The sequence below is a fragment of the Mesorhizobium sp. B2-3-12 genome, assembly GCF_006442205.1.
In the GTDB taxonomy this organism is placed as follows: Bacteria; Pseudomonadota; Alphaproteobacteria; order Rhizobiales; family Rhizobiaceae; genus Mesorhizobium.
In genome coordinates this window covers 1-18,883 of record NZ_VFVR01000021.1, presented here as the reverse complement: position 1 = coordinate 18,883, position 18,883 = coordinate 1, and the positions used below count along the sequence as shown (strand labels likewise).

The following is an 18,883-nucleotide window of genomic DNA, read 5'->3' as shown; positions in this document are numbered from 1 at the left end:
CTCGTGTTCGGGATCATGCCCTAATGCGGAAACTCCAGCCCCATCTCGCGGTAGCGTTCGGGATCGTCACCCCAGTTTTCGCGCACTTTCACGAACAGGAACAGATGCACTTTCTGCTCCAATATGCCTGATATCTCCATTCGCGCCGCCTGGCCGATGGCACGGATGGTCTCGCCCTTGTGGCCGAGCACGATCTTTTTCTGGCTGTCGCGCTCGACATAGATGGTCTGGTCGATGCGCACCGAGCCGTCCTTCTTTTCTTCCCATTTCTCGGTCTCGATATGCGAGGAATAGGGCAATTCCTGATGCAGCCTGAGATAGAGTTTTTCGCGGGTGATTTCGGCCGCCAGCTGGCGCATCGGCAGGTCGGAAATCTGGTCTTCCGGGTAATACCAGGGGCCGGCCGGCAGCGCCTGCGCCAGATAGTCGAGGAGATCCTTACAGCCGGAACCGGTCAGCGCCGAGACCATGAAGGTGCGTTTGAACGGCACTTTCTCGTTGGCGGCCAGGGCCAGGGCCAGCAACGCCTCGTGCTTGACCCGATCGACCTTGTTGAGGATCAGCGCCATCGGCTGGCGCACGTCCTTCAGCCGTTCGAGGATGGCGTCGGCGTCGCCACGGATGCCGCGTTCGGCGTCGATCAGCAGCAGGACGATATCGGCATCCTTGGCGCCGCCCCAGGCGGTGGTCACCATCGCCGTGTCCAGCCGCCGCTTCGGCTTGAAGATGCCCGGCGTGTCGACGAAGACGATCTGCGCGTTGTCGTGCGTGGCGATGCCGCGCACGATGGCGCGGGTCGTCTGCACCTTGTGGGTGACGATCGAGACCTTGGCGCCGACCAGTTGGTTGACCAGCGTCGACTTGCCGGCGTTGGGCGCACCGATCAGCGCGACAAAGCCGGAATGCGTGGCAGGGGCTTCAGCAGTTTCAATATCTGTCATGCTGCGTTCCATACACCTTCGCGCAACAGAAGGGCAGCCGCGGCGGCCTGTTCGGCCTCGCGCTTGGAACGGCCGCTGCCGGTTGCCGGTTGAAACGCGCCGACCCTGACGCTGACGGTAAACAGCGGATCGTGATCGGGGCCTTCGCGGCCGTCGATCTGATAGGCGGGAACCGCACTCGCCGCCTGATGCGCCCATTCCTGCAATTCGGTCTTGGCGTCGCGGCGTGCCGCGCCCGAGGCCTGCGAACGCGGCCGCCAGTATTTGTGGATGAACGCGCGAGCCGCTTCCAGACCACCGTCGAGATAAAGCACGGCAATCAGCGATTCCAATGCATCGGCACGCAGGTTGACGCGCTTGCGCCCCTCGAGCCCGCGCACGTCCGATCCGGCCCGGATCAGGTCCGGCAGCCCGATATCCTCGGCGATTTCGGAAAGCGCCTCGGCGTTGACGAGCGCATTGAGCCGCAGCGACAACTCGCCTTCCGCCGCGTCGGGAAAAGCGGACAGCAGCATGTCGGCGACAACAAGACCAAGAACCCGGTCGCCGAGAAACTCGAACCGCTCATAGTCGGTGCCGGCATTGGCGCCCCGTGCACTGGCATGGGTAAGAGCACGCTGCAGGCGCCGGCGGTCGGCAAAGGCATGGCCCGTGCGTTCCGCGAGCGCTTCGGCGAGCGCATCGGCGGTCAACCGTTTTGGTGCCGCCATGACCCTAGTTGACGAAATGGAACAGGCGCGAAGCGCGCATCAGCGACGGCCATTTCCAGATTTCGAGCGGGCTTGCCTTGCCGGCGATCGAGAAGAAGACCAGGTTGGCGCGGCCGACCAGGTTCTCGGCCGGAACATAGCCGACGGTGAAGCGGCTGTCGGCGGAATTGTCCCTGTTGTCGCCCATCATGAAATAGTGGCCGGCGGGCACGTCGAATTTGCGGGTGTTGTCACCGATCGAGTTCGGCGACAGGTCCAGCGTGTCGTAGCTGACGCCGTCGGGAAGCGTCTCGCGATAGACATCGATCGGATAATCCTTTTCCGTGATGTCGGGATTGTCGATCTGGCCGGTCTTGACGCGCGGCACGCCGACGCCGTTGATGAAGACCTGGCCATCCTTCATCTGGATCTTGTCGCCGGGCAGGCCGATGACGCGCTTGATATAGTCAACGGACGGATCCGGCGGGAACTTGAACACCACCACGTCGCCACGCTTGGGCTCGGAGCCCCAGATGCGGCCCGAGAAAATGTCCGGTCCAAAGGGCAGCGAATAGCGTGAATAGCCGTAGGACCATTTGGTGACGAACAGGTAGTCGCCTTCCAGAAGCGTCGGCCGCATCGAGCCCGACGGGATCGAGAACGGCTGGAACAGCAGCGTGCGAATGACCAGGGCGAGCAAAAGCGCCTGGACGATGACGCTGACGGTTTCGCCAAGCCCGCCGGATTTCTTCTGGGATTTTTCAGCCACGCTCATGTCGTCCTCGATTGTGCGTTGGATGGTATAGAGTCTCGGCGCGCGCTGGGCAACGTCAATGCCGGTCGTCAGATGCAATCAATGTGGCGCTTCTTCGACCGGGACCGCCTCTATGATCACAAAGGCTTGAGCGAGCGGGAAATCATCGGTGATGGTGAGGTGGATCGCTGCCCGATGGCCTCGGGGCAGGATCTTTTCCAGCCGAGCCAGCGCGCCACCGGTCAGCGCCATGGTCGGCGCGCCGCTGGGCAGGTTGACGACACCCATGTCGCGCCAGAACACGCCCTGTGCCAGACCGGTGCCCAGTGCCTTGGCGCAAGCCTCCTTGGCGGCAAAGCGCTTGGCGTAGGAAGCCGCACGGGCGCGCCGGTTCTCCGAACGTGCCTGTTCCAGTTCGGTGTAGATTCTGTGGATGAAGCGCTCGCCATGACGCTCGAGCGATGTCTCGATGCGTCTGATGTCAATCAGGTCGCTGCCGATGCCGATGATCATTGGGCGGCGGAACCGACGCTTCCGCCGGGATGAGCGGAACCAACGCTTCCGCCGGGAAGAGGCGAATGCTCACGGCGTCTCGCGCGCTCGGCCAGCCGCTTGCGCCTTTGCTCGCGGAAGACATTCATGCCCCAGCGGGTGATGCCGTAGAACACGAGGCCGAACACCAGCCCGAGCGGCACCGCCCCGATCAGCATCGGTTCCAGAACGGGATGCCAGAGTTTCGCGAAGGAAAGCGTGTGCAGCATCTCGCCCAGATGCGCCGGAGGGCCATGCGCGGGCAGACGATCATGCAGGATCAGCTTGCCGGTTTCCCAGGAAGCCCCCCACAAGATCGGAAAGGTCAGCGGATTGCCGAAGAAAACAGCGCCGAGTGCCGCCGCCACGAGATTGCCGGCGATCACCCAGCACAGAACGGCGGCAATGATGAAGTGGAAACCAACGGGGAAGAAGGAAGCAAAGACACCCGCCGCGACACCCGCCGCCACCGCGTGCGGGGTGGCCTTCAGCCGCAGAATGCGCTTGGAGAAATATTGAAGCGAGCGCGAAAACGAACGGCGCGGCCACAGATAGGTGCGCACCCGCTCGAAAAGGCCATCAGGCTTGCGGCGACGAAAAAGCACTCTCTTCCTATTCCCGACAATTCATAGCTTGCACGCCGGCTTTTTCCGGCCAGGCTTCGCCACCATATCTTGCGCTTTACGGTCGCCGAAAGGCAATCGCGACTTTGATATAGCTATCCGCAACCCCGACAACAACCGAAGGCGGTCCGCGCAGCAGCCGCACCGCCAGAATTTGGCAGGTCCGTCTTCAACATCGGACAATCGCGGCGAATTTGAGAAGTGGTCTTCGGCTAATTGTCGCAGCCTGATGCTCGATATGCGGCCGCGGATACTGGCTGACTTCGACAAGGCTGCCATCCGGGGGGCAGGTCCACGATGCCCTTCCGGCAACGTGCCTATTTCAGATATTCGCTGACCTCGACCAGATTCTCGTCGGGATCGCGGAAATAGACCGATATCATTGGCCCTCGCGCGCCGATGCGTTCGACCGGACCGACTTCGATGGCAACGCCGTTGGCCGCGAGGCTGGCCTGGATTTCGGCGAGAGGCTCCGCCGCCACGAGGCAGAAATCGCCAGAACCCGGCATCGGCGTCTTTGCCTTGGGCTCGAAAGTTCGGGCGACTTCGTGCAGGTTGATCTTCTGCGAGCCGAACAGAAGCGCCGTCGGCCGGTTCGGCTGATCCAGGCGCCGCATGCCAAGGACGCGTCGGTAAAAGTCGCAGGTTTGTTCAACCGAGCGGACCGTCAACACGAAATGGTCGATGCCGGCGATCATTCGACCCCTCGTCAGATGTTGCGGCTGCCGGGCTTGATGGCCGGGATGGCGGCAAGCTCCGGCGGCAACCTGTCCGGCGGATAGGCTGGAACCTCATATTCGGCAAGCGCGATCAGCGGCACGCCAACATGGGTCTTTCCAGCCGAGCGGTCGATGATGCAGGCGGCCGCAACCACCTCCGCGCCAAGCTCGCGCAGGCAATCGATGGTTTCGCGTATCGACAGGCCGGTGGTGACGATGTCCTCGACGATGACGACGCGCGCGCCTCTGTCGATCTCGAAGCGCCGCAAGCGGAACTCGCCCCCTTCCCGCTCCACCCAGATTGCCGGCACACCAAGATGGCGCGAGGTTTCGTAAGCCGGGATCAGCCCGCCAATCGCCGGGCCAACAATATAGTCGATCTTGCCTGGCACCGCGGCGCGGATCCTCTGCGCCAGCGCCCTGCACAGCCGCTCGGTCTTGTCGGCATGCATGAACACCCGTGCCTTCTGCAGGAAGACCGGACTGCGCAGGCCCGACGTCAGGATGAAATGACCCTCCAGAACAGCGCCAGCCTCACGGAATATGCCCAGCACTTCGTCGGTGTTCATCTCGTCCCCCATGGTCGGCTATCGCTAGCCATTGACGCGCCGTGCATCGCTGACGCTCGAATTGTCCTTGAGCTGCGACAGCAGCCGGTTGAGATGCTTCAGGTCCCAGACTTCGAGATCGATCAGCATCTCGGTGAAATCGGGCGCGGTGCGCACCATCGACAGCGTGTGGATGTTGGCGTCGTTGGAGGCAACGACCTGGGCGATGTCGGCGAGCGATCCCGGCGCGTTGATGGCGGTGACAGAGACCCGCGCGGGAAACCGCTCCTTGGTGCGCTCGTCAATGTCCCAACGGACGTCGATCCAGCGCTCCGGCTGGTCGTCGAAAGCCTGCAGCGCCGGCGACTGGATCGGATAGATGGTAATGCCCGTGCCCGGTTGGACGATGCCGACGATACGGTCGCCAGGGACCGCGCCTTCCGGCGCGAAGCGCACCGGCAGGTCGCCCCGCACGCCGCGGATCGGCACGGCGCCGGCGCCTGGCTGGTCCTTGTCCTTGCGCGCGGCCCGGCCAGGTATCTGGAACAGCATGCCGGCGGCGTTGCGGATCTTCGACCAGCCCTCCTCGCGCTGCTTGGGAGCCGCTGATGTGACGCGCTCGTCCTTGTAGTCGGGGAAGACCGCTTTCATGACATCGGTGGAAGCCAGTTCTCCGCGACCGACGGACGCCAGCACATCCTCGATGTCCTTGCGCGCCAGCCGGTGCAGGACGGGCTTCAGGCTTTCCTTGGCGAAGGTCTTGCCGGCCCGCTCGAAGGCACGCTCCAGGATACGCGCGCCGAGACCCGAATACTGCTTGCGGATGGCGTTCTTGGTGGCGCGGCGGATGGCGGCGCGCGCCTTGCCGGTGACGACGACCGATTCCCACGCGGCCGGAGGCACCTGCGCCTTGGAGCGGATGATCTCGACCTCGTCGCCATTCTTCAGTTCCGTCATCAGCGGCATGATGCGGCCATTGACCTTGGCGCCGACGCAAGTGTCGCCGACATCGGTGTGGACGGCATAGGCGAAATCGATCGGCGTGGCGCCGCGCGGCAAGGCAATCAGCATGCCCTTCGGCGTGAAGCAGAACACCTGGTCCTGGAACAGCTCCAGTTTGGTATTTTCGAGAAAATCTTCCGGGTTGTCGCCCTCGGCCAGTTGCTCGATGGTGCGCCGCAGCCAGGCGTAGGCGTTGGTCTCCTTCGAGATCGCATGGCCGGCGCCGTTCGTCTTGCCACCGGTGTCCTTGTAGATGGAATGAGCGGCGACGCCGTATTCGGCGATTTTGTTCATCTCGCGGGTGCGGATCTGCAATTCGACGCGCTGGCGCGAAGGACCGACGATGGTGGTGTGAATCGAACGGTAGTCGTTCTGCTTCGGCGTCGAGATGTAGTCCTTGAAACGGCCAGGCACCATCGACCAGGTGGTGTGGATGGCACCCAGCGCGCGATAGCAGTCCTCGACGGTGTCGACGACGACGCGGAAGCCGAAAATGTCGGACAGTTGCTCGAAGGACAGCGCCTTGGCCTCCATCTTGCGGAACACCGACCACGGCTTCTTCTGCCGGCTCTTCACACCAGCGTTGATGGCATGCTTCTCAAACAGTGCCGACAGCGCCTTTTCAATGTCGGTCAGCACGCCCTTGTTGCGCTCGAAGATCTCGGCCAGGCGGGCGGTGACGGCGCGGTAGGCTTCCGGATTGATGAAGCGGAAGGCGATCTCTTCCAACTCCTCGCGCATGCCTTGCATGCCCATGCGCCCGGCCAGCGGCGCGTAGATGTCCATCGTCTCCTCGGCGATGCGCAGGCGCTTGGCCTCGGGCATGTGATCGAGGGTGCGCATGTTGTGCAAACGGTCGGCGAGCTTAACCAGCAGCACGCGCACATCTTCCGAGATCGCCAGCAGAAGCTTGCGCAGGTTTTCCGCCTGCTCCGCCTTTTTCGAGACGAGGTCCAGCTTCTTGAGCTTGGTCAGGCCCTCGACCAGCTTGCCCATTTCGGGGCCGAACAGATCGTCGATCTCGGCCCGCGTCGCCGTGGTGTCCTCGATGGTGTCGTGCAGCAGGGCGACGGCGATGGTCGCCTCGTCCATGTGCATTTCGGTGAGGATGGCCGCGACTTCGAGCGGATGCGAGAAATAGGGATCGCCGGAAGCGCGCTTCTGGTGGCCATGCTTCTGCATGGCATAGACATAGGCCTTGTTGAGCAGCGCCTCGTTGACGTCAGGCTTGTAGCGCTGGACGCGCTCGACAAGCTCATACTGACGCATCATGGGCACAATCTCGCGGTGCTGAAATGATTGATGCGCCGCACTGGTGTGCGGCGCATTTCATAGATAGCCACGAAACTGACTGGACGGAAGTGCCGGAAACGTATTCCAGGCAGGTCCAGAGCGCTTGCTTAGTAGTCGTCGCTCTTTTCCGGCGGCACCAGACCCTCGATGCCGGCCAGCAGGTCTTCCTCGGTCATGCGATCGAAGGTGACGTTGTCCTCGGCGTCGTCGGTGTCGGCGGCGGCAACGGCACCGCCAGTCTGGTCGGCGATCACTTCGCCATCGGCTTCGGGCTCGTCGACCTCGACATGCTTCTGCAGCGAATGGATCAGATCTTCCTTGAGATCGTCGGGCGACAAAGTCTCGTCGGCGATCTCGCGCAGCGCAATGACCGGGTTCTTGTCGTTATCGCGCGGGACGGTGATCTGCGCGCCCTGGCTGATCTGACGGGCGCGGTGGCCGGCCAGAAGCACCAGTTCGAAGCGGTTGTCGACCTTGTCGATGCAATCTTCAACGGTTACGCGGGCCATGGATTGCCCCTTTCATGCCTAGATGTGTCGGAAAACAGGCGCGGTCCATAACCCGAACGGCGCCAAAATACAAGCATCATGGCAATGCAAGCCCATCGGCACTCAATCTCTCCACCAAACTCCGGCTCTCCACCAAACTCCGGCTCTCCACCAAACTCCGGCTCTCCACCAAACTCCGGATTTGGCAAAACCGGCCGCGTCCACGGTTCGGCGCCACGATCACAATTGCTTGCAGTGTGCCGGACGCCCTTGGATTGCCACCAAACTGGCGTTATCTCGGTTGGTCCAAGGTCGGCCGGTTTATTATGAGCCCGACCAATAGTCGCTACCGCATTTCGTTTAGACGGCGCTTATTTCGAAAAGGACTATTTCCATGTTCGACCCTCGTGAAAAAATCGCCCTGTTCATCGACGGCGCCAATCTCTACGCCACCTCGCGCGCGCTCGGGTTCGACATCGACTATCGCAAGCTTTTGGCGAGCTTCCACAAGCGTGGTTATCTGCTGCGCGCCTATTATTACACCGCGCTGGTGGAGGACCAGGAGTATTCCTCGATCCGGCCGCTGATCGACTGGCTCGACTATAACGGTTTCAAGGTGGTGACCAAGCCGGCCAAGGAATTCACCGACTCGACGGGCCGCCGCAAGATCAAGGGCAACATGGACATCGAGCTCACCGTCGATGCGCTGGAACTCGCCGACGTCGTCGACCACTATGTCATATTCTCCGGAGACGGCGATTTCCGCACGCTGGTCGAGGCGCTGCAACGGCGTGGCCGCAAGGTGTCGATCGTCTCGACCATGGCCTCGCAGCCGCCGATGATCTCGGATGATCTGCGCCGCCAGGCCGACCATTTCATCGACCTGGCGACGCTGAAGAACGAAGTCGGCCGCGATCCCTCCGAGCGGCCGGTAAGGCGGCCCGAACCGGCCGAGGTCGACGAGGACGACTACTGAGGCCGGTCGACTTGACCGCCCTCTCCGCTTCCGAACCCGGCCGCGACTGCCCGCTCTGCCCGCGACTGCATGGCTTCATCGCCGAATGGCGGCAGCGTGAACCGTCCTGGTTCAATGCGCCAGTGCCGACCTTCCTGCCAACGGGCGGCGAAGACACCGTCCGGCTTCTGATCGTCGGTCTGGCGCCTGGTTTGCGCGGCGCCAACCGCACCGGCCGCCCGTTCACCGGTGACTATGCCGGCGACCTGCTCTATTCGACGCTGATCGCGCACGGTTTTGCACGCGGCGAGTTCAAGGCACGGCCCGATGACGGGTTGGAACTCGTCGGCACGGCAATCACCAACGCGGTGCGCTGCGTACCGCCGGAGAACAAGCCGGTGGGCGCCGAGATCACCACCTGCCGGACATTCTTGGTGCCGACGATCGCTCGCTTTCCCAATTTGCGCGCCGTGCTGGCGCTGGGATCGATCGCGCACCAGTCGACCGTGCGCGCATTGGGCGAACGCGTCGCCGCCTATCCGTTCAAACATGGCGGGCAATTGCCAGCCGGAGGCATTACGCTGTTTTCGAGCTATCACTGCTCGCGCTACAACACCAACACCGGTGTCTTGACGGAAGCCATGTTCGTCAAGGTCTTCAGCGACATCGCGGCATTCCTGGAGACCTGAGGTGCGGGACGTCTCGTACGGTCTCCGGCAGCTAGTCACACCGGCAGCAGGGCGTCCGGCTTCACGTCGCCGATCGAGGCATAGGTATGTGTCTCCTTCACCCCCGGCAGCGGCAGGATGACGCGTTTGAGAAAGTCCTGATAGTCGGCCATCTCGGCAATGCGCGCCTTCACCAGATAGTCGAAGCCACCGACGACCATGTGGCATTCCAGAACCTCGGGCGCTTTTGCGACAGCCTCGGCGAAGCGGTCAAAGATATGCGGGGCCGTGTGATCGAGCCGCACCTCGATGAAGACAAGCATGCCGCGGCCAATCTTTGCCGGATTGAGAATCGCCCTGACAGCAATGATGAACCCGTCGCGAAACAGGCGCTTCACGCGCTGGCTGGCGCCGGTCGGCGACAGGCCGACGCGCGCGGCCAGGTCAAGCGTGGTGCGGCGTCCATCTTCCTGCAGCAGCCGCAGAAGACCGCGGTCGACGGCGTCGAGGTCGCCTGATTCAGGATTCACGTTCAAGCCACCTCATTTGCGTGAATTACACTTCAAGTTGTGAAAAACAGCGTATTTTGTCGCGGCCATTTCGACAATAGGCTGCGCTTCATCGCAAGGTCGGGGCTGTCTCCTCCCGGCGGCATGAATGTGGCGGCGGAACTGACATGGCGGACGTACGAGGCGCGGGGAACACAAGGCTGGCGGTGATCGCCGGCCTCACCATGATTGCCATCTATGCCGCGCAGTTCGTGGCCGCCCGCTTCAGCCTCAGGGAGCATCTGACGGCCACCGACATGGCCGGCCTGCGCTTTGCCGGTGCCGGCGCGGTGTTCCTGCCGATCGTCTGGAGGCGCGGCCTGGCGACCATGACGGCGCTGGGTTGGCGGCGTGGATTGACCTTGGCGGTGCTGGCCGGATTGCCCTATCCGCTGATCATCAACTGGGGCCTGACCCATGCGCCCGCCGCCCATGCCGCAGCACTTTGCCCTGCCTCGATCGTCTTTTTCTCGTTCCTATTGTCGCTGCTGAGGGAAAGCGCATCGCGCCGGCGGATCATTGGCGTGGCCACAATCATCGCCGGCTTGTTGCTGTTCATAGCGCCGGCGCGCGCCGGCGCCGGTGATGTCCTGTTCGGGGACGTGCTGTTCATCGGATCGGGCGCGATGTTTTCCGCCTATGCCGTCCTTGTGCAGCGATGGCGTGTCGATCCGGTCACGGCGACCGCGAGCGTCGTGCTTTTGTCCTGCCTGCCGCTGCCACTCCTCTATGTCTTCGCGCCAAGCGGCCTGCATGCCGCCGCGGGCGCCGAGATCGTCAGCCAGATCGTCATTCAAGGTCTGCTCGCGGGCGCTGCCGCAATGTTCCTCTACACTTACATTGTCGACCAATTGGGCTCGCAGGCGGCATCGCTGTTCCTGCCGGGTGTGCCGATCGCAACCGTGATGGTCGGCACGGTCGTGCTTGGCGAGACGCCGCTGGCGATCCAATGCGTGGCCATCGCCATCATGGCCGCCGGGATGGGTTATTCGGCGATGGGTCGACGCGGCGCCAGGGAAAATCTGGCTGCTCCGACATCGGCCGGATCGTGAATGGTGTCCAGAGGTGCCGAAGGCTTTGGAAGAAACCGGACCGGCACCAGATTTTATATGTCCATCAAGGCGTGGGGGCCAGCAGCGCCGCCAATTTCTCCTGCCCGCCCTGCAAGACGTTCAGGTCGACGTCCCCCTCAATGCCGTCGACGCGCCCCTTGTTGTGATACTGCCAGTAGATCCAGTCATGGCGGTCCGGCTCCATGAGCAATGAGCGGAGCCAAAGTGGCCGAGCGGCGATTTGCCCGGCATAGGCAGCCTCGGCTTCGTCGGTCAGATAGACGATCGCCGGCTTGCCGAACGCAGCCTCGACAGGTCCGAGGAAAGCCTGGAGTTCGGCATTCAGTTGCTCGGGTGACGGGCGTTGCGGGCAGTTGCCGCCGAATTCGATATCGACCACGGGCGGCAGCAAGGGCTGATCGTTCGGCACCACCGAGATGAAATTCCTGGCCTGGTCGGCGCCCGGACGGCAGAAGGTGAAGAAATGATAGGCGCCGACGGCGAGTCCGGCGGCGCGGGCCTCGCGCAGATTGCCGGCGAAGGCATCGTCGACATGATCGCCGCCCTCCGTCGCCTTGATGACGGCGAAGGCCACGTCGTTAGCGGCAACGCGCCGCCAGTCGATCTGGCCCTGATGATGGGAAACGTCGATGCCCCTGACCGGATATTTGTCCCGGTCGGGAGAGTAGGTGCGAAAATAGACCAATGCCCCCACCACAACGACACTTGCCAGAGCAAGGCTCGCCAAGCCCCAGAGAACAATCCGCTTCTTCAAGACCATCCCCTGTTGGACGCAGATTGGTCGACCTTTAAGCCGAAACCGTTGGCTTTTTTCAGGCCGTTAGCTGGTCACCCACGTTCCTTCAGCAGCCGGCCCTTTTCGCGCGACCAGTCGCGCTGCTTCTCGGTCTCGCGCTTGTCGTGCAGTTTCTTGCCGCGGCCAACGGCAAGCAAGAGCTTGGCGCGCCCTTGGTCGTTGAAATAAATTTTCAGCGGCACAAGCGTCATGCCTTCGCGGTCGACGCTTTGCGACAGTTTTGCCATCTCGCGCTTGTTGAGCAACAGTTTGCGCCGCCGCCTCGGCTCGTGATTGAACCGATTGGCCTGCAGATATTCTGGCAGATAGGAGTTGATCAGCCAGATCTCGCCGCCTTCGACCGAGGCATAGCTGTCCTGGATGTTGGCTTGGCCCTGGCGCAGCGATTTGACCTCGGTGCCTGTCAGCACCAAGCCGGTCTCGATCGTGTCGAGCACCTCATAGGAAAACCGCGCCTTGCGGTTCTCCGCAACGGTTTTGTTGTTGGGATCGGCTTTTCTGACTTGATTCATGATGTGGAGAGGTGGCGCCTCATCCTTAATTAATCAAGCCGGCGTGCTTCATGGCCGCATCGATCTTCTCGGCCGTTGCCGGCTCGACGGTCACCAGCGGCGAGCGCAGAACGTTCTCGACCTTGCCGAGCTTCGACAGCGCGTATTTGGCGCCGGAGACGCCCGGCTCCAGGAAGATCGCCTTATGCAGCGGCAAGAGGCGGTCCTGCAGGTCGAGCGCCTTGGCGCTGTCGCCGGACAACGTTGCTTCCTGGAACTCGGCGCAGAGCCGCGGCGCGACGTTCGATGTCACCGAGATGCAGCCAACGCCGCCATGCGCGTTGAAGCCGAGCGCGGAGGCATCCTCGCCCGAAAGCTGGATGAAATCCTTGCCGCAGGTCATGCGCTGCTCGGACACACGCTCGACCTTGCCGGTCGCGTCCTTGACGCCGACGATGTTCTTGAAGTCGTGCACCAGCCGGCCCATCGTCTCCGGTGTCATGTCGATCACCGAGCGCGGCGGGATGTTGTAGATTATGATCGGCAGCTTGGTCGCCCTGGCGACGGCGGCGAAATGCTCGTAGAGGCCGCGCTGTGTCGGCCTGTTGTAATAGGGCGTAACGACCAGGGCGGCATCGGCGCCAGCCTTCTCGGCATATTGCACGAGGCCAACAGCCTCCTCGGTGTTGTTGGAGCCGGCGCCGGCAACGACCGGTGCGCGGCCCTTGGCCACCTCGACACAGACCTGGACGACATGACGATGCTCGTCATGCGAGAGCGTCGGCGACTCGCCGGTCGTGCCCACGGGAACCAGACCCGTCGTGCCTTCGCCCAGCTGCCATTCGACGAACGCGCGAAAGGCTTTCTCGTCGAAACGCCCGCTCTTTTCGAACGGTGTCACGAGCGCGGTAAGCGAGCCTCTCAGCATGTCGTCCAACTCCCTGGGACTTCTTGGTTCACGCATGTCGTTGCCCCAAAACCGGTATCCACTTTTGGGCGACATGGACTTTGTTGGTTATGCATGTCGTTGCCCCAAAACCGGTATCCACTTTTGGGCGATATGCATCGGTGTTTTGTCGTGCGCGCCTTCTAACCGAAAGCGAAGCCGCGCACCATAGTCTCGACATTGTTGCGCGGCAAGCATTGCCATGGTGCCAGCAAGCGTAATTCGAACGGCCTCGATAACCCTTTGTTTACGAGCCCTTCACGACCTAAGTTTAGGCTTCGAGGCTGCTTCGCCTGCTGGTAAAATGCTGGATTAAGGAAAGACACGCAGACCATGCCGACCGGTCGGCCCCATTTGTTCGCGCTTCTTGGCGCCATCGCCGCGCTGATGCCCGGCGTGGCGATCAGCGGCAGCGTCGATGTGCGGGTCACCTCGGCCATCCCGATGCCTGGTACACAGGACAAGGTGCAACAACAGGCCCCCTCGCCCGGTGTCGCGCTCCTGAAAAGCGGACTGGATGCACTGGCGGCCGGCGATATTGCCGGCGCGCGCGGTGTGCGTGACGCTTTACCCGCACAATCGCTCGACCGGCACATATTGGCCTGGGCGATCGCCCTTTACGGCGGAGACAAGGTTCCGAGCGGGGATATCGCGGCGGCCGCGAAGATGCTGCCCAACTGGCCAGGTACCGTTGCGTTGCGCAAGAACAGCGAGCGAGCGCTCTATCGCGAGAACCCGGCGGCGGACATCGTCGTCAAGGCCTTCGACGGCAGCCAGCCGCAGACATTCGAAGGCGTGATGGTGCTTTCCCGCGCCTATGTAGCGCAGGGCGACGCCAAGGCGGCGCGGTCCGTGCTGGTGCCGTTCTGGCGGACCGCGCTCCTGGAAGCCAAGGACGAGACGGCTCTGATCAAGGAATTCGGCAGTCTTGTTCCCGCGGCCGATCACCGTTTTCGCATGGAGCGCATGTTCTATGCTGACCGGGTGAATTCCGCCTTGCGTGTTGCCGGCCTCGCAGGCGCTCAGCCGCTTGCCGACGCATGGGCCGCGGCCGACAGAGGCGACAAGAATGCGGCCAAGCTGCTGAAGGCGGTGCCGGTGGCGCAGCGTTCTGCCGGCTATTTCTTCGCGCAGGCCGAATATCTGCGCAAGCAGGAGGATTTCGCGGGCGCCGCGGCGGTTGTCATGAAGGCGCCGTCGGACCGAGAATCCCTGGTCGATCCGGATGCCTGGTGGGTCGAGCGCCGGGTTCTGTCGCGCGAACTGGTCGACCAGGGCGACATGAAAACCGCATACGAAATAGTCGCCATGCATGCCGCCGAAAGCGCGGCCAATGCGGCGGAAGCCGAGTTCCATGCCGGCTGGTATGCGCTGCGCGGTCTGAACGATCCCAAGCTCGCGGCCACGCATTTCGCGCGCATCGCCGACCTTGCGCAGGGGCCGATGACGCTGTCGCGTGCCTATTACTGGCTCGGCCGCGCGGCGGAAGTCGGCGGCCCCGGCAATGCCAAGGATTATTTTGGCCGCGCGGCGACCTACGGCACGACGTTTTACGGCCAGTTGGCGGCCGAACGCGTCGGCCGGCAGGCGCTCAACATCGTCTATCCCCAGCCGAGTGCCGCCGACCGGCAGAACTTCGCGGCCCGCGAAGCCGTCAGCGCCATCAAGCGCCTGCAGGAGGCAGGCTACGACCGCTATGCCGAAACGCTCTATCGCGACCTTGCCGGGCAGGTGACCAGCCCGGGCGAATTGGCCTTGCTCGCAGTCCTCGCGGAAAGGCAGGACAACCATTTCATGGCGCTGAAAATCGGCAAGATCGCCGGGGCGCGCGGCATCGATGTCGGCGCGCTGTCGCATCCGCTCGGCGTCATCCCCGATTCGGCCAATATTTCCGGTTCGGGCAAGGCGCTGGCCTATGCGATCGCCCGTCAGGAAAGCGAATTCAACATCGGCGCCGTATCCAGCGCCGGCGCGCGCGGGCTGCTGCAGCTGATGCCTGGGACCGCGAAGCAATTGGCCAAGAAGGCCGGATTGCAGTTTTCGCAGGCCAGGTTGACCACCGACGCCGGCTACAACGCAACGCTTGGTTCGGCGTTCCTCGGCGAACAGCTCGATCGCTTCAACGGCTCCTATGTGCTGACGTTCGCGGGCTACAATGCCGGCCCCACCCGCGCCAGCCAGTGGGTGGCGAAATATGGTGACCCGCGCGGCAAGGACATCGATGCGGTGGTGGACTGGATCGAGCGGATTCCCTACACGGAAACAAGAAGTTACGTTCAGCGCGTGATGGAGAATTACGAGGTCTACAAGATGCGTATTTCCGGCAGGTACGACATCGTCGGCGATCTCGTGAAGGGACGCGGCTGAGGCTCCTGCTTTCCCTCGCGGACCCAAGGAGAAGCCTTTCCCGTTTGACCCTCCGGCGCCGCGTCTATAGCAGGCGTGGACGATCCCGCGGCTAAGGCGTCCGTTCCATGTCGAGCAATCCAGATTTCTCCGACTTCTTCTACGCCGCGCCAGATGGGCTGAGGCTTCACGCGCGTGTCTATGGCGAAGGCAATTCCGCGCACTGGCCGGTCGTCTGCCTGCCTGGCTTGACGCGCAACGCGCGGGATTTTCATGAACTGGCGCTCTATCTCTCGACGCGATCCGCCCTTCCCCGCAAGGTCATTGCTTTCGACTATCGCGGACGCGGACAGTCAGCCTACGATTCCGATGTCAGCCATTATAATGTCGGCCTTGAGGCCGGCGACATCCTTGCCGGGCTGGCGGCCCTCGGCATCGAGCAGGCGGCCTTCATCGGCACCTCGCGCGGCGGGTTGATCATCCATGTGCTTGGCGCGATGCAACCGGCGGTGCTGAAAGCCATCGTGCTCAACGATATCGGGCCGGTGATCGAACCCGCCGGCCTCGCCCACATCCAGGCCTATCTCGAACGCGCGCCAAAGCCGAAAACCCTCAGCGAAGCGGTGGATGCCCAGCGCACCGTTCATGGCCAGGATTTTTCAGCGCTCACTGATACGGATTGGGAGCGAATGGTGCGCGCGCTCTATCGAGAAACGAATCAAGGCCTGCTTCCTGATTTCGATCCGAAGCTGGTCGACACGGTTGCCAATCTCGACCTGTCACAGCCATTGCCGGCTCTTTGGCAGCAGTTCGACGCGTTGGCGGCGATTCCCCTGCTCGTCATACGCGGCGCCAATTCGAGGCTATTGTCGCCCGAAACGCTGGCGGAGATACGAAGGCGTCATCCCGACGCCGAGGCAATCACCGTTCCAGGTCAGGGCCACGCACCCTTCCTGGAGACCGGCAGCCTGCCCAACGACATCGCGCGCTTTCTAGATCAAGCAGAGGCGCGGAACAGCGACGAATAACCCCAAGACCAAGCGGAGCCTTGGGGCAGTCACTATAGTATAGTCCAATCTCGACAGCCTATTTGGCTTTTGAGCTCTTCCGAGGCGCCTTCGGCGAAATCTTCCGCGCATCGCCCTGCTTCCGCTCAGCCTTGCCGGGTGAAGGCGTTGTCACCGGAGAGGAAAATACAGAGGTTTCGGTGTCGCTTGCCGATTGCTCGCACCGAGGCTTCTCCAGCACGACAACGCAACCATCGAGATCATTGGTGGCCAGATGCGCGTAGCGCATGGTCATCGACAAGGTCTGGTGGCCGAGCCACATCTGCACCCGGCGGATGTCGATGCCGCCTTGGACAAGGCGCGAAGCGCAGGTGTGGCGCAGGATGTGCGGCACGACCTGGTCGTCGGCGCCAAGCCCGACTTCCGCCTTCGCATCGTTCCAGATCGCGCGATACTGCGCCTGGCTGAGCTTGGTGAAGGGGCCCTTGGGTCGACGCCCTTCGGCCGGAGGCAGCTTAATGACCTCTTTGACCCGCTCGGTCATTGGAATGGTCCGGCTGCGGCCGGACTTGGTGATCCAGAAGGAGACGCGGTGTTCCTGGATGTCGTTCCAGATCAGCCCGAGCGCTTCGCCAAGACGGCATCCGGTGTCGACCAGGAAGACGGAAAGTCGGTAGGCATCCTCGCTGCGGCTCTTGATGGCGGCAAACAGCCTGGCCTCTTCGTCCCTCTCGAGGAAACGAATCCGTCCCGCCCGCTCCTTCTGGCGGCGAAACTCGGGCAGGCTGTGAACATCTCCCATCTTGTAAGCCTTGCGCAGCAGTTTGCTGAGGGCAGCCATCTTTCGATTGATGGTTGCGTTGCTGTTGCCGCGCTGGCGCAAGGTGCCGATAAGGTTGTCCAGGGTACTCTGGTCGAAGGCGCTGAAACGCTCCCCAAGGAGGATCTCGTCTATCTCGCCGATGAAGGAGCTGACATTATATTTATGCCGCCCATCATCCCACAGTATGTCTCGATAAGCTGAAAAAAGCTCTCCGACCCGGTATGACTTTACTTCTCTTATCTTGTTGTATGTGTAGTTGATCTTCGAGTTCTGAGAAGAAAACGTCGAAAACTGATCAGAGGAGTATCCCTCTTGAATCGCTTCGTTGGTCATTATCCGTCACTCCCCCGAGTGGATGGGATCAGCCCTATCCGCTTGGGAGCGTCCTTTCAAGAGATTAAATCACACAGTTGTGATCTCACCCGCCCACCGCGGATCCCACGAGACCAACCCTGCGGATCTGTTCAGCTACCGATTCCCCCTCTTTCCTCGTTTGCGTTGACCCAGTCACGAAACAAAAACAGCCCGGGCGTTTGTGCGCCCGGGCTGGATTTCACCTGTAAGGAACCAGCCCTTAGAAGGAGCGCTGGAAGCGGAGGATACCCGCGATGTTGCTCTTCTTGGTCGCACCGACCCAACCCTGCGAGAGGTCGTCAGCACCACCGACGTTCTGGTAGTCGACTTCGGCCGTGACCGTAAGGCCGGGAACGACGGTGTAGGCGATGTTCGCCGCGATGCCGAGGTTCTTCCAGTCGTCATACGAAGCCTGGAGGTTGAACGAGGTCTTCTCGTTGAACTTGTAGGTGCCACCGCCCCACACCGCCCAGTTGCCGCCCCACTGCTTGTAGAAGCCGCGGCCGAGTGCGTCGACGTTGTTGGTCGGGTCGTTGAGGTTGTTGTCCGAACCATAACCGACCATTGCAAACAGCGACAGTTCGTTGGAAACGTTGACGTCCAAACGAACCTTGCCGGCAACTTCTTCGTAGTTGCTGTCATAGGCGACGACGCCGGTGATGGCGCCCCAGCCCTGGGTCCACTTCACACCGCCGACGACATGCGGGACATAGCTGTCGATGGTGCCAACTTCACCGGAACCTTCTTCCAGCGAAACCACGGCCGAGAAGCCGTTGCCGGCATCGAAATAGTACTGAACGACATTGGTCTGGAAATTGCCGTAGGGGACGATCGTGTCGTTGATGACGTTGCCGGCGTAGCCGATGAACGTATCGAAGGCCGATTCGTCAGCACCAACGCGCAGGCCGCCGAGCTGGATCCATGCGAATTCCAAGGCGCTGCTCTTGTTTCGCGCCTGCCAGCCACCTGCTCCGTTGGCGGAGATGGTGCTTCCGTTGGAGTAGTCGCCGTAGCTGTTGCCGAAATTGATGCGGTATTCGGTGTAGGTCTTCAAGGTGCCGAGTTCGGTTTCCTGGCCGGTCCAGGTCTTCAGCGTGAAGCGGGTGTTCTTCCAGTAGGTCGAGTTGTCATCGCCGTTCATATGGTCCTGAACGTGATTAACGCCATCGAACGAGCCGGCATCGCCCACGCCGATGTCCTCACGAACATAACCGCCGATGCGCAGGCAGGTTTCGGTGCCGGGGATGTAGAAGTAGCCAGCGCCGTAGACGTCGCAAATCTTGACGTA

Annotated in this window: 20 protein-coding genes; 5 read left to right on the top strand and 15 right to left on the bottom strand. The window is 62.2% G+C overall.

All coding sequences use genetic code 11. The features are described 5' to 3' along the window. Positions 1-20: 20 nt before the first annotated feature. The 9 genes from era to rpoZ form a co-directional block, all read right to left on the bottom strand. Positions 21-953: a GTPase Era gene (gene era / locus FJ948_RS29245; RefSeq protein WP_140710650.1), complete on the bottom strand. Its 933-nt coding sequence runs from the start codon at positions 951-953 to the stop codon at positions 21-23. Continuing rightward, on the bottom strand, positions 938-1,651 hold the full coding sequence (gene rnc, locus FJ948_RS29240; RefSeq protein WP_140710648.1) for a ribonuclease III: 714 nt from the start codon (positions 1,649-1,651) through the stop codon (positions 938-940). The genes era and rnc overlap by 16 nt, the downstream gene beginning before the upstream one ends. Before the next feature lie 4 nt (positions 1,652-1,655). Next, positions 1,656-2,405 carry a signal peptidase I gene (gene lepB / locus FJ948_RS29235; protein ID WP_140710646.1) on the bottom strand — a complete coding sequence of 250 codons (750 nt, stop codon included), beginning with the start codon at positions 2,403-2,405 and terminating at the stop codon, positions 1,656-1,658. Positions 2,406-2,483: 78 nt separating this feature from the next. Further along, a complete protein-coding gene (gene acpS, locus FJ948_RS29230; protein WP_140710644.1) occupies positions 2,484-2,897 on the bottom strand; it encodes a holo-ACP synthase in 414 nt (137 codons plus the stop codon). Then, on the bottom strand, positions 2,894-3,520 hold the full coding sequence (locus FJ948_RS29225; protein ID WP_140710642.1) for a DUF2062 domain-containing protein: 627 nt from the start codon (positions 3,518-3,520) through the stop codon (positions 2,894-2,896). The genes acpS and FJ948_RS29225 overlap by 4 nt, the downstream gene beginning before the upstream one ends. 335 nt (positions 3,521-3,855) lie before the next feature. Beyond that, positions 3,856-4,236 carry a VOC family protein gene (locus tag FJ948_RS29220; RefSeq protein WP_140710641.1) on the bottom strand — a complete coding sequence of 127 codons (381 nt, stop codon included), beginning with the start codon at positions 4,234-4,236 and terminating at the stop codon, positions 3,856-3,858. Between the two features lie 11 nt (positions 4,237-4,247). Beyond that, a complete protein-coding gene (gene pyrE / locus FJ948_RS29215; protein ID WP_140710639.1) occupies positions 4,248-4,826 on the bottom strand; it encodes an orotate phosphoribosyltransferase in 579 nt (192 codons plus the stop codon). A gap of 24 nt (positions 4,827-4,850) precedes the next feature. Beyond that, positions 4,851-7,079, bottom strand: a complete 2,229-nt coding sequence (locus FJ948_RS29210; RefSeq protein WP_140710637.1) for a bifunctional (p)ppGpp synthetase/guanosine-3',5'-bis(diphosphate) 3'-pyrophosphohydrolase — start codon at positions 7,077-7,079, stop codon at positions 4,851-4,853. Between the two features lie 128 nt (positions 7,080-7,207). Continuing rightward, a complete protein-coding gene (gene rpoZ / locus FJ948_RS29205) occupies positions 7,208-7,609 on the bottom strand; it encodes a DNA-directed RNA polymerase subunit omega (protein WP_127276203.1) in 402 nt (133 codons plus the stop codon). 373 nt (positions 7,610-7,982) lie between these two features. Here rpoZ and FJ948_RS29200 point away from each other — a divergent pair, with 373 nt between their 5' ends. Together FJ948_RS29200 and FJ948_RS29195 are read left to right on the top strand one after the other, a co-directional pair. Then, on the top strand, positions 7,983-8,564 hold the full coding sequence (locus tag FJ948_RS29200; RefSeq protein WP_027144193.1) for an NYN domain-containing protein: 582 nt from the start codon (positions 7,983-7,985) through the stop codon (positions 8,562-8,564). 11 nt (positions 8,565-8,575) lie between these two features. Further along, on the top strand, positions 8,576-9,232 hold the full coding sequence (locus FJ948_RS29195; protein ID WP_140710635.1) for a uracil-DNA glycosylase: 657 nt from the start codon (positions 8,576-8,578) through the stop codon (positions 9,230-9,232). A gap of 35 nt (positions 9,233-9,267) precedes the next feature. Here the strand turns inward: FJ948_RS29195 and FJ948_RS29190 are convergent, their stop codons facing one another. Beyond that, complete coding sequence (locus FJ948_RS29190) at positions 9,268-9,741, bottom strand: Lrp/AsnC ligand binding domain-containing protein (protein WP_140710633.1); 474 nt, start codon at positions 9,739-9,741, stop codon at positions 9,268-9,270. Between the two features lie 146 nt (positions 9,742-9,887). Between FJ948_RS29190 and FJ948_RS29185 the strand changes: the two genes are divergently transcribed. Then, the gene (locus FJ948_RS29185; RefSeq protein ID WP_140710631.1) at positions 9,888-10,811 is read left to right on the top strand and encodes a DMT family transporter; all 924 of its coding nucleotides are present in this window, start codon (positions 9,888-9,890) and stop codon (positions 10,809-10,811) included. Positions 10,812-10,875: 64 nt separating this feature from the next. Here FJ948_RS29185 and FJ948_RS29180 read toward each other — a convergent pair whose 3' ends face one another. The 3 genes from FJ948_RS29180 to dapA all read right to left on the bottom strand — a co-directional run bounded on the left by FJ948_RS29180 (position 10,876) and on the right by dapA (position 13,047). Beyond that, positions 10,876-11,586 carry a GH25 family lysozyme gene (locus FJ948_RS29180; protein WP_140710629.1) on the bottom strand — a complete coding sequence of 237 codons (711 nt, stop codon included), beginning with the start codon at positions 11,584-11,586 and terminating at the stop codon, positions 10,876-10,878. A gap of 74 nt (positions 11,587-11,660) precedes the next feature. Next, positions 11,661-12,140 carry an SsrA-binding protein SmpB gene (gene smpB, locus FJ948_RS29175; RefSeq protein WP_027144197.1) on the bottom strand — a complete coding sequence of 160 codons (480 nt, stop codon included), beginning with the start codon at positions 12,138-12,140 and terminating at the stop codon, positions 11,661-11,663. Between the two features lie 25 nt (positions 12,141-12,165). Then, positions 12,166-13,047, bottom strand: coding sequence for a 4-hydroxy-tetrahydrodipicolinate synthase (gene dapA, locus FJ948_RS29170; protein ID WP_140710674.1), 882 nt, complete (start codon positions 13,045-13,047; stop codon positions 12,166-12,168). A 351-nt stretch (positions 13,048-13,398) separates the two neighbouring features. On the opposite strand from dapA, the gene FJ948_RS29165 reads away from it, so the two are divergent. Continuing rightward, a complete protein-coding gene (locus FJ948_RS29165; RefSeq protein ID WP_140710627.1) occupies positions 13,399-15,432 on the top strand; it encodes a lytic transglycosylase domain-containing protein in 2,034 nt (677 codons plus the stop codon). Positions 15,433-15,539: 107 nt separating this feature from the next. Next, the gene (locus FJ948_RS29160; protein WP_140710625.1) at positions 15,540-16,439 is read left to right on the top strand and encodes an alpha/beta hydrolase; all 900 of its coding nucleotides are present in this window, start codon (positions 15,540-15,542) and stop codon (positions 16,437-16,439) included. Between the two features lie 58 nt (positions 16,440-16,497). Here FJ948_RS29160 and FJ948_RS29155 read toward each other — a convergent pair whose 3' ends face one another. Together FJ948_RS29155 and FJ948_RS29150 are read right to left on the bottom strand one after the other, a co-directional pair. Further along, on the bottom strand, positions 16,498-17,574 hold the full coding sequence (locus FJ948_RS29155) for a site-specific integrase (protein ID WP_181173874.1): 1,077 nt from the start codon (positions 17,572-17,574) through the stop codon (positions 16,498-16,500). 241 nt (positions 17,575-17,815) lie between these two features. After that, on the bottom strand, positions 17,816-18,883 hold a 1,068-nt coding region (locus tag FJ948_RS29150), incomplete at its 5' end, for a porin (RefSeq protein WP_140710621.1).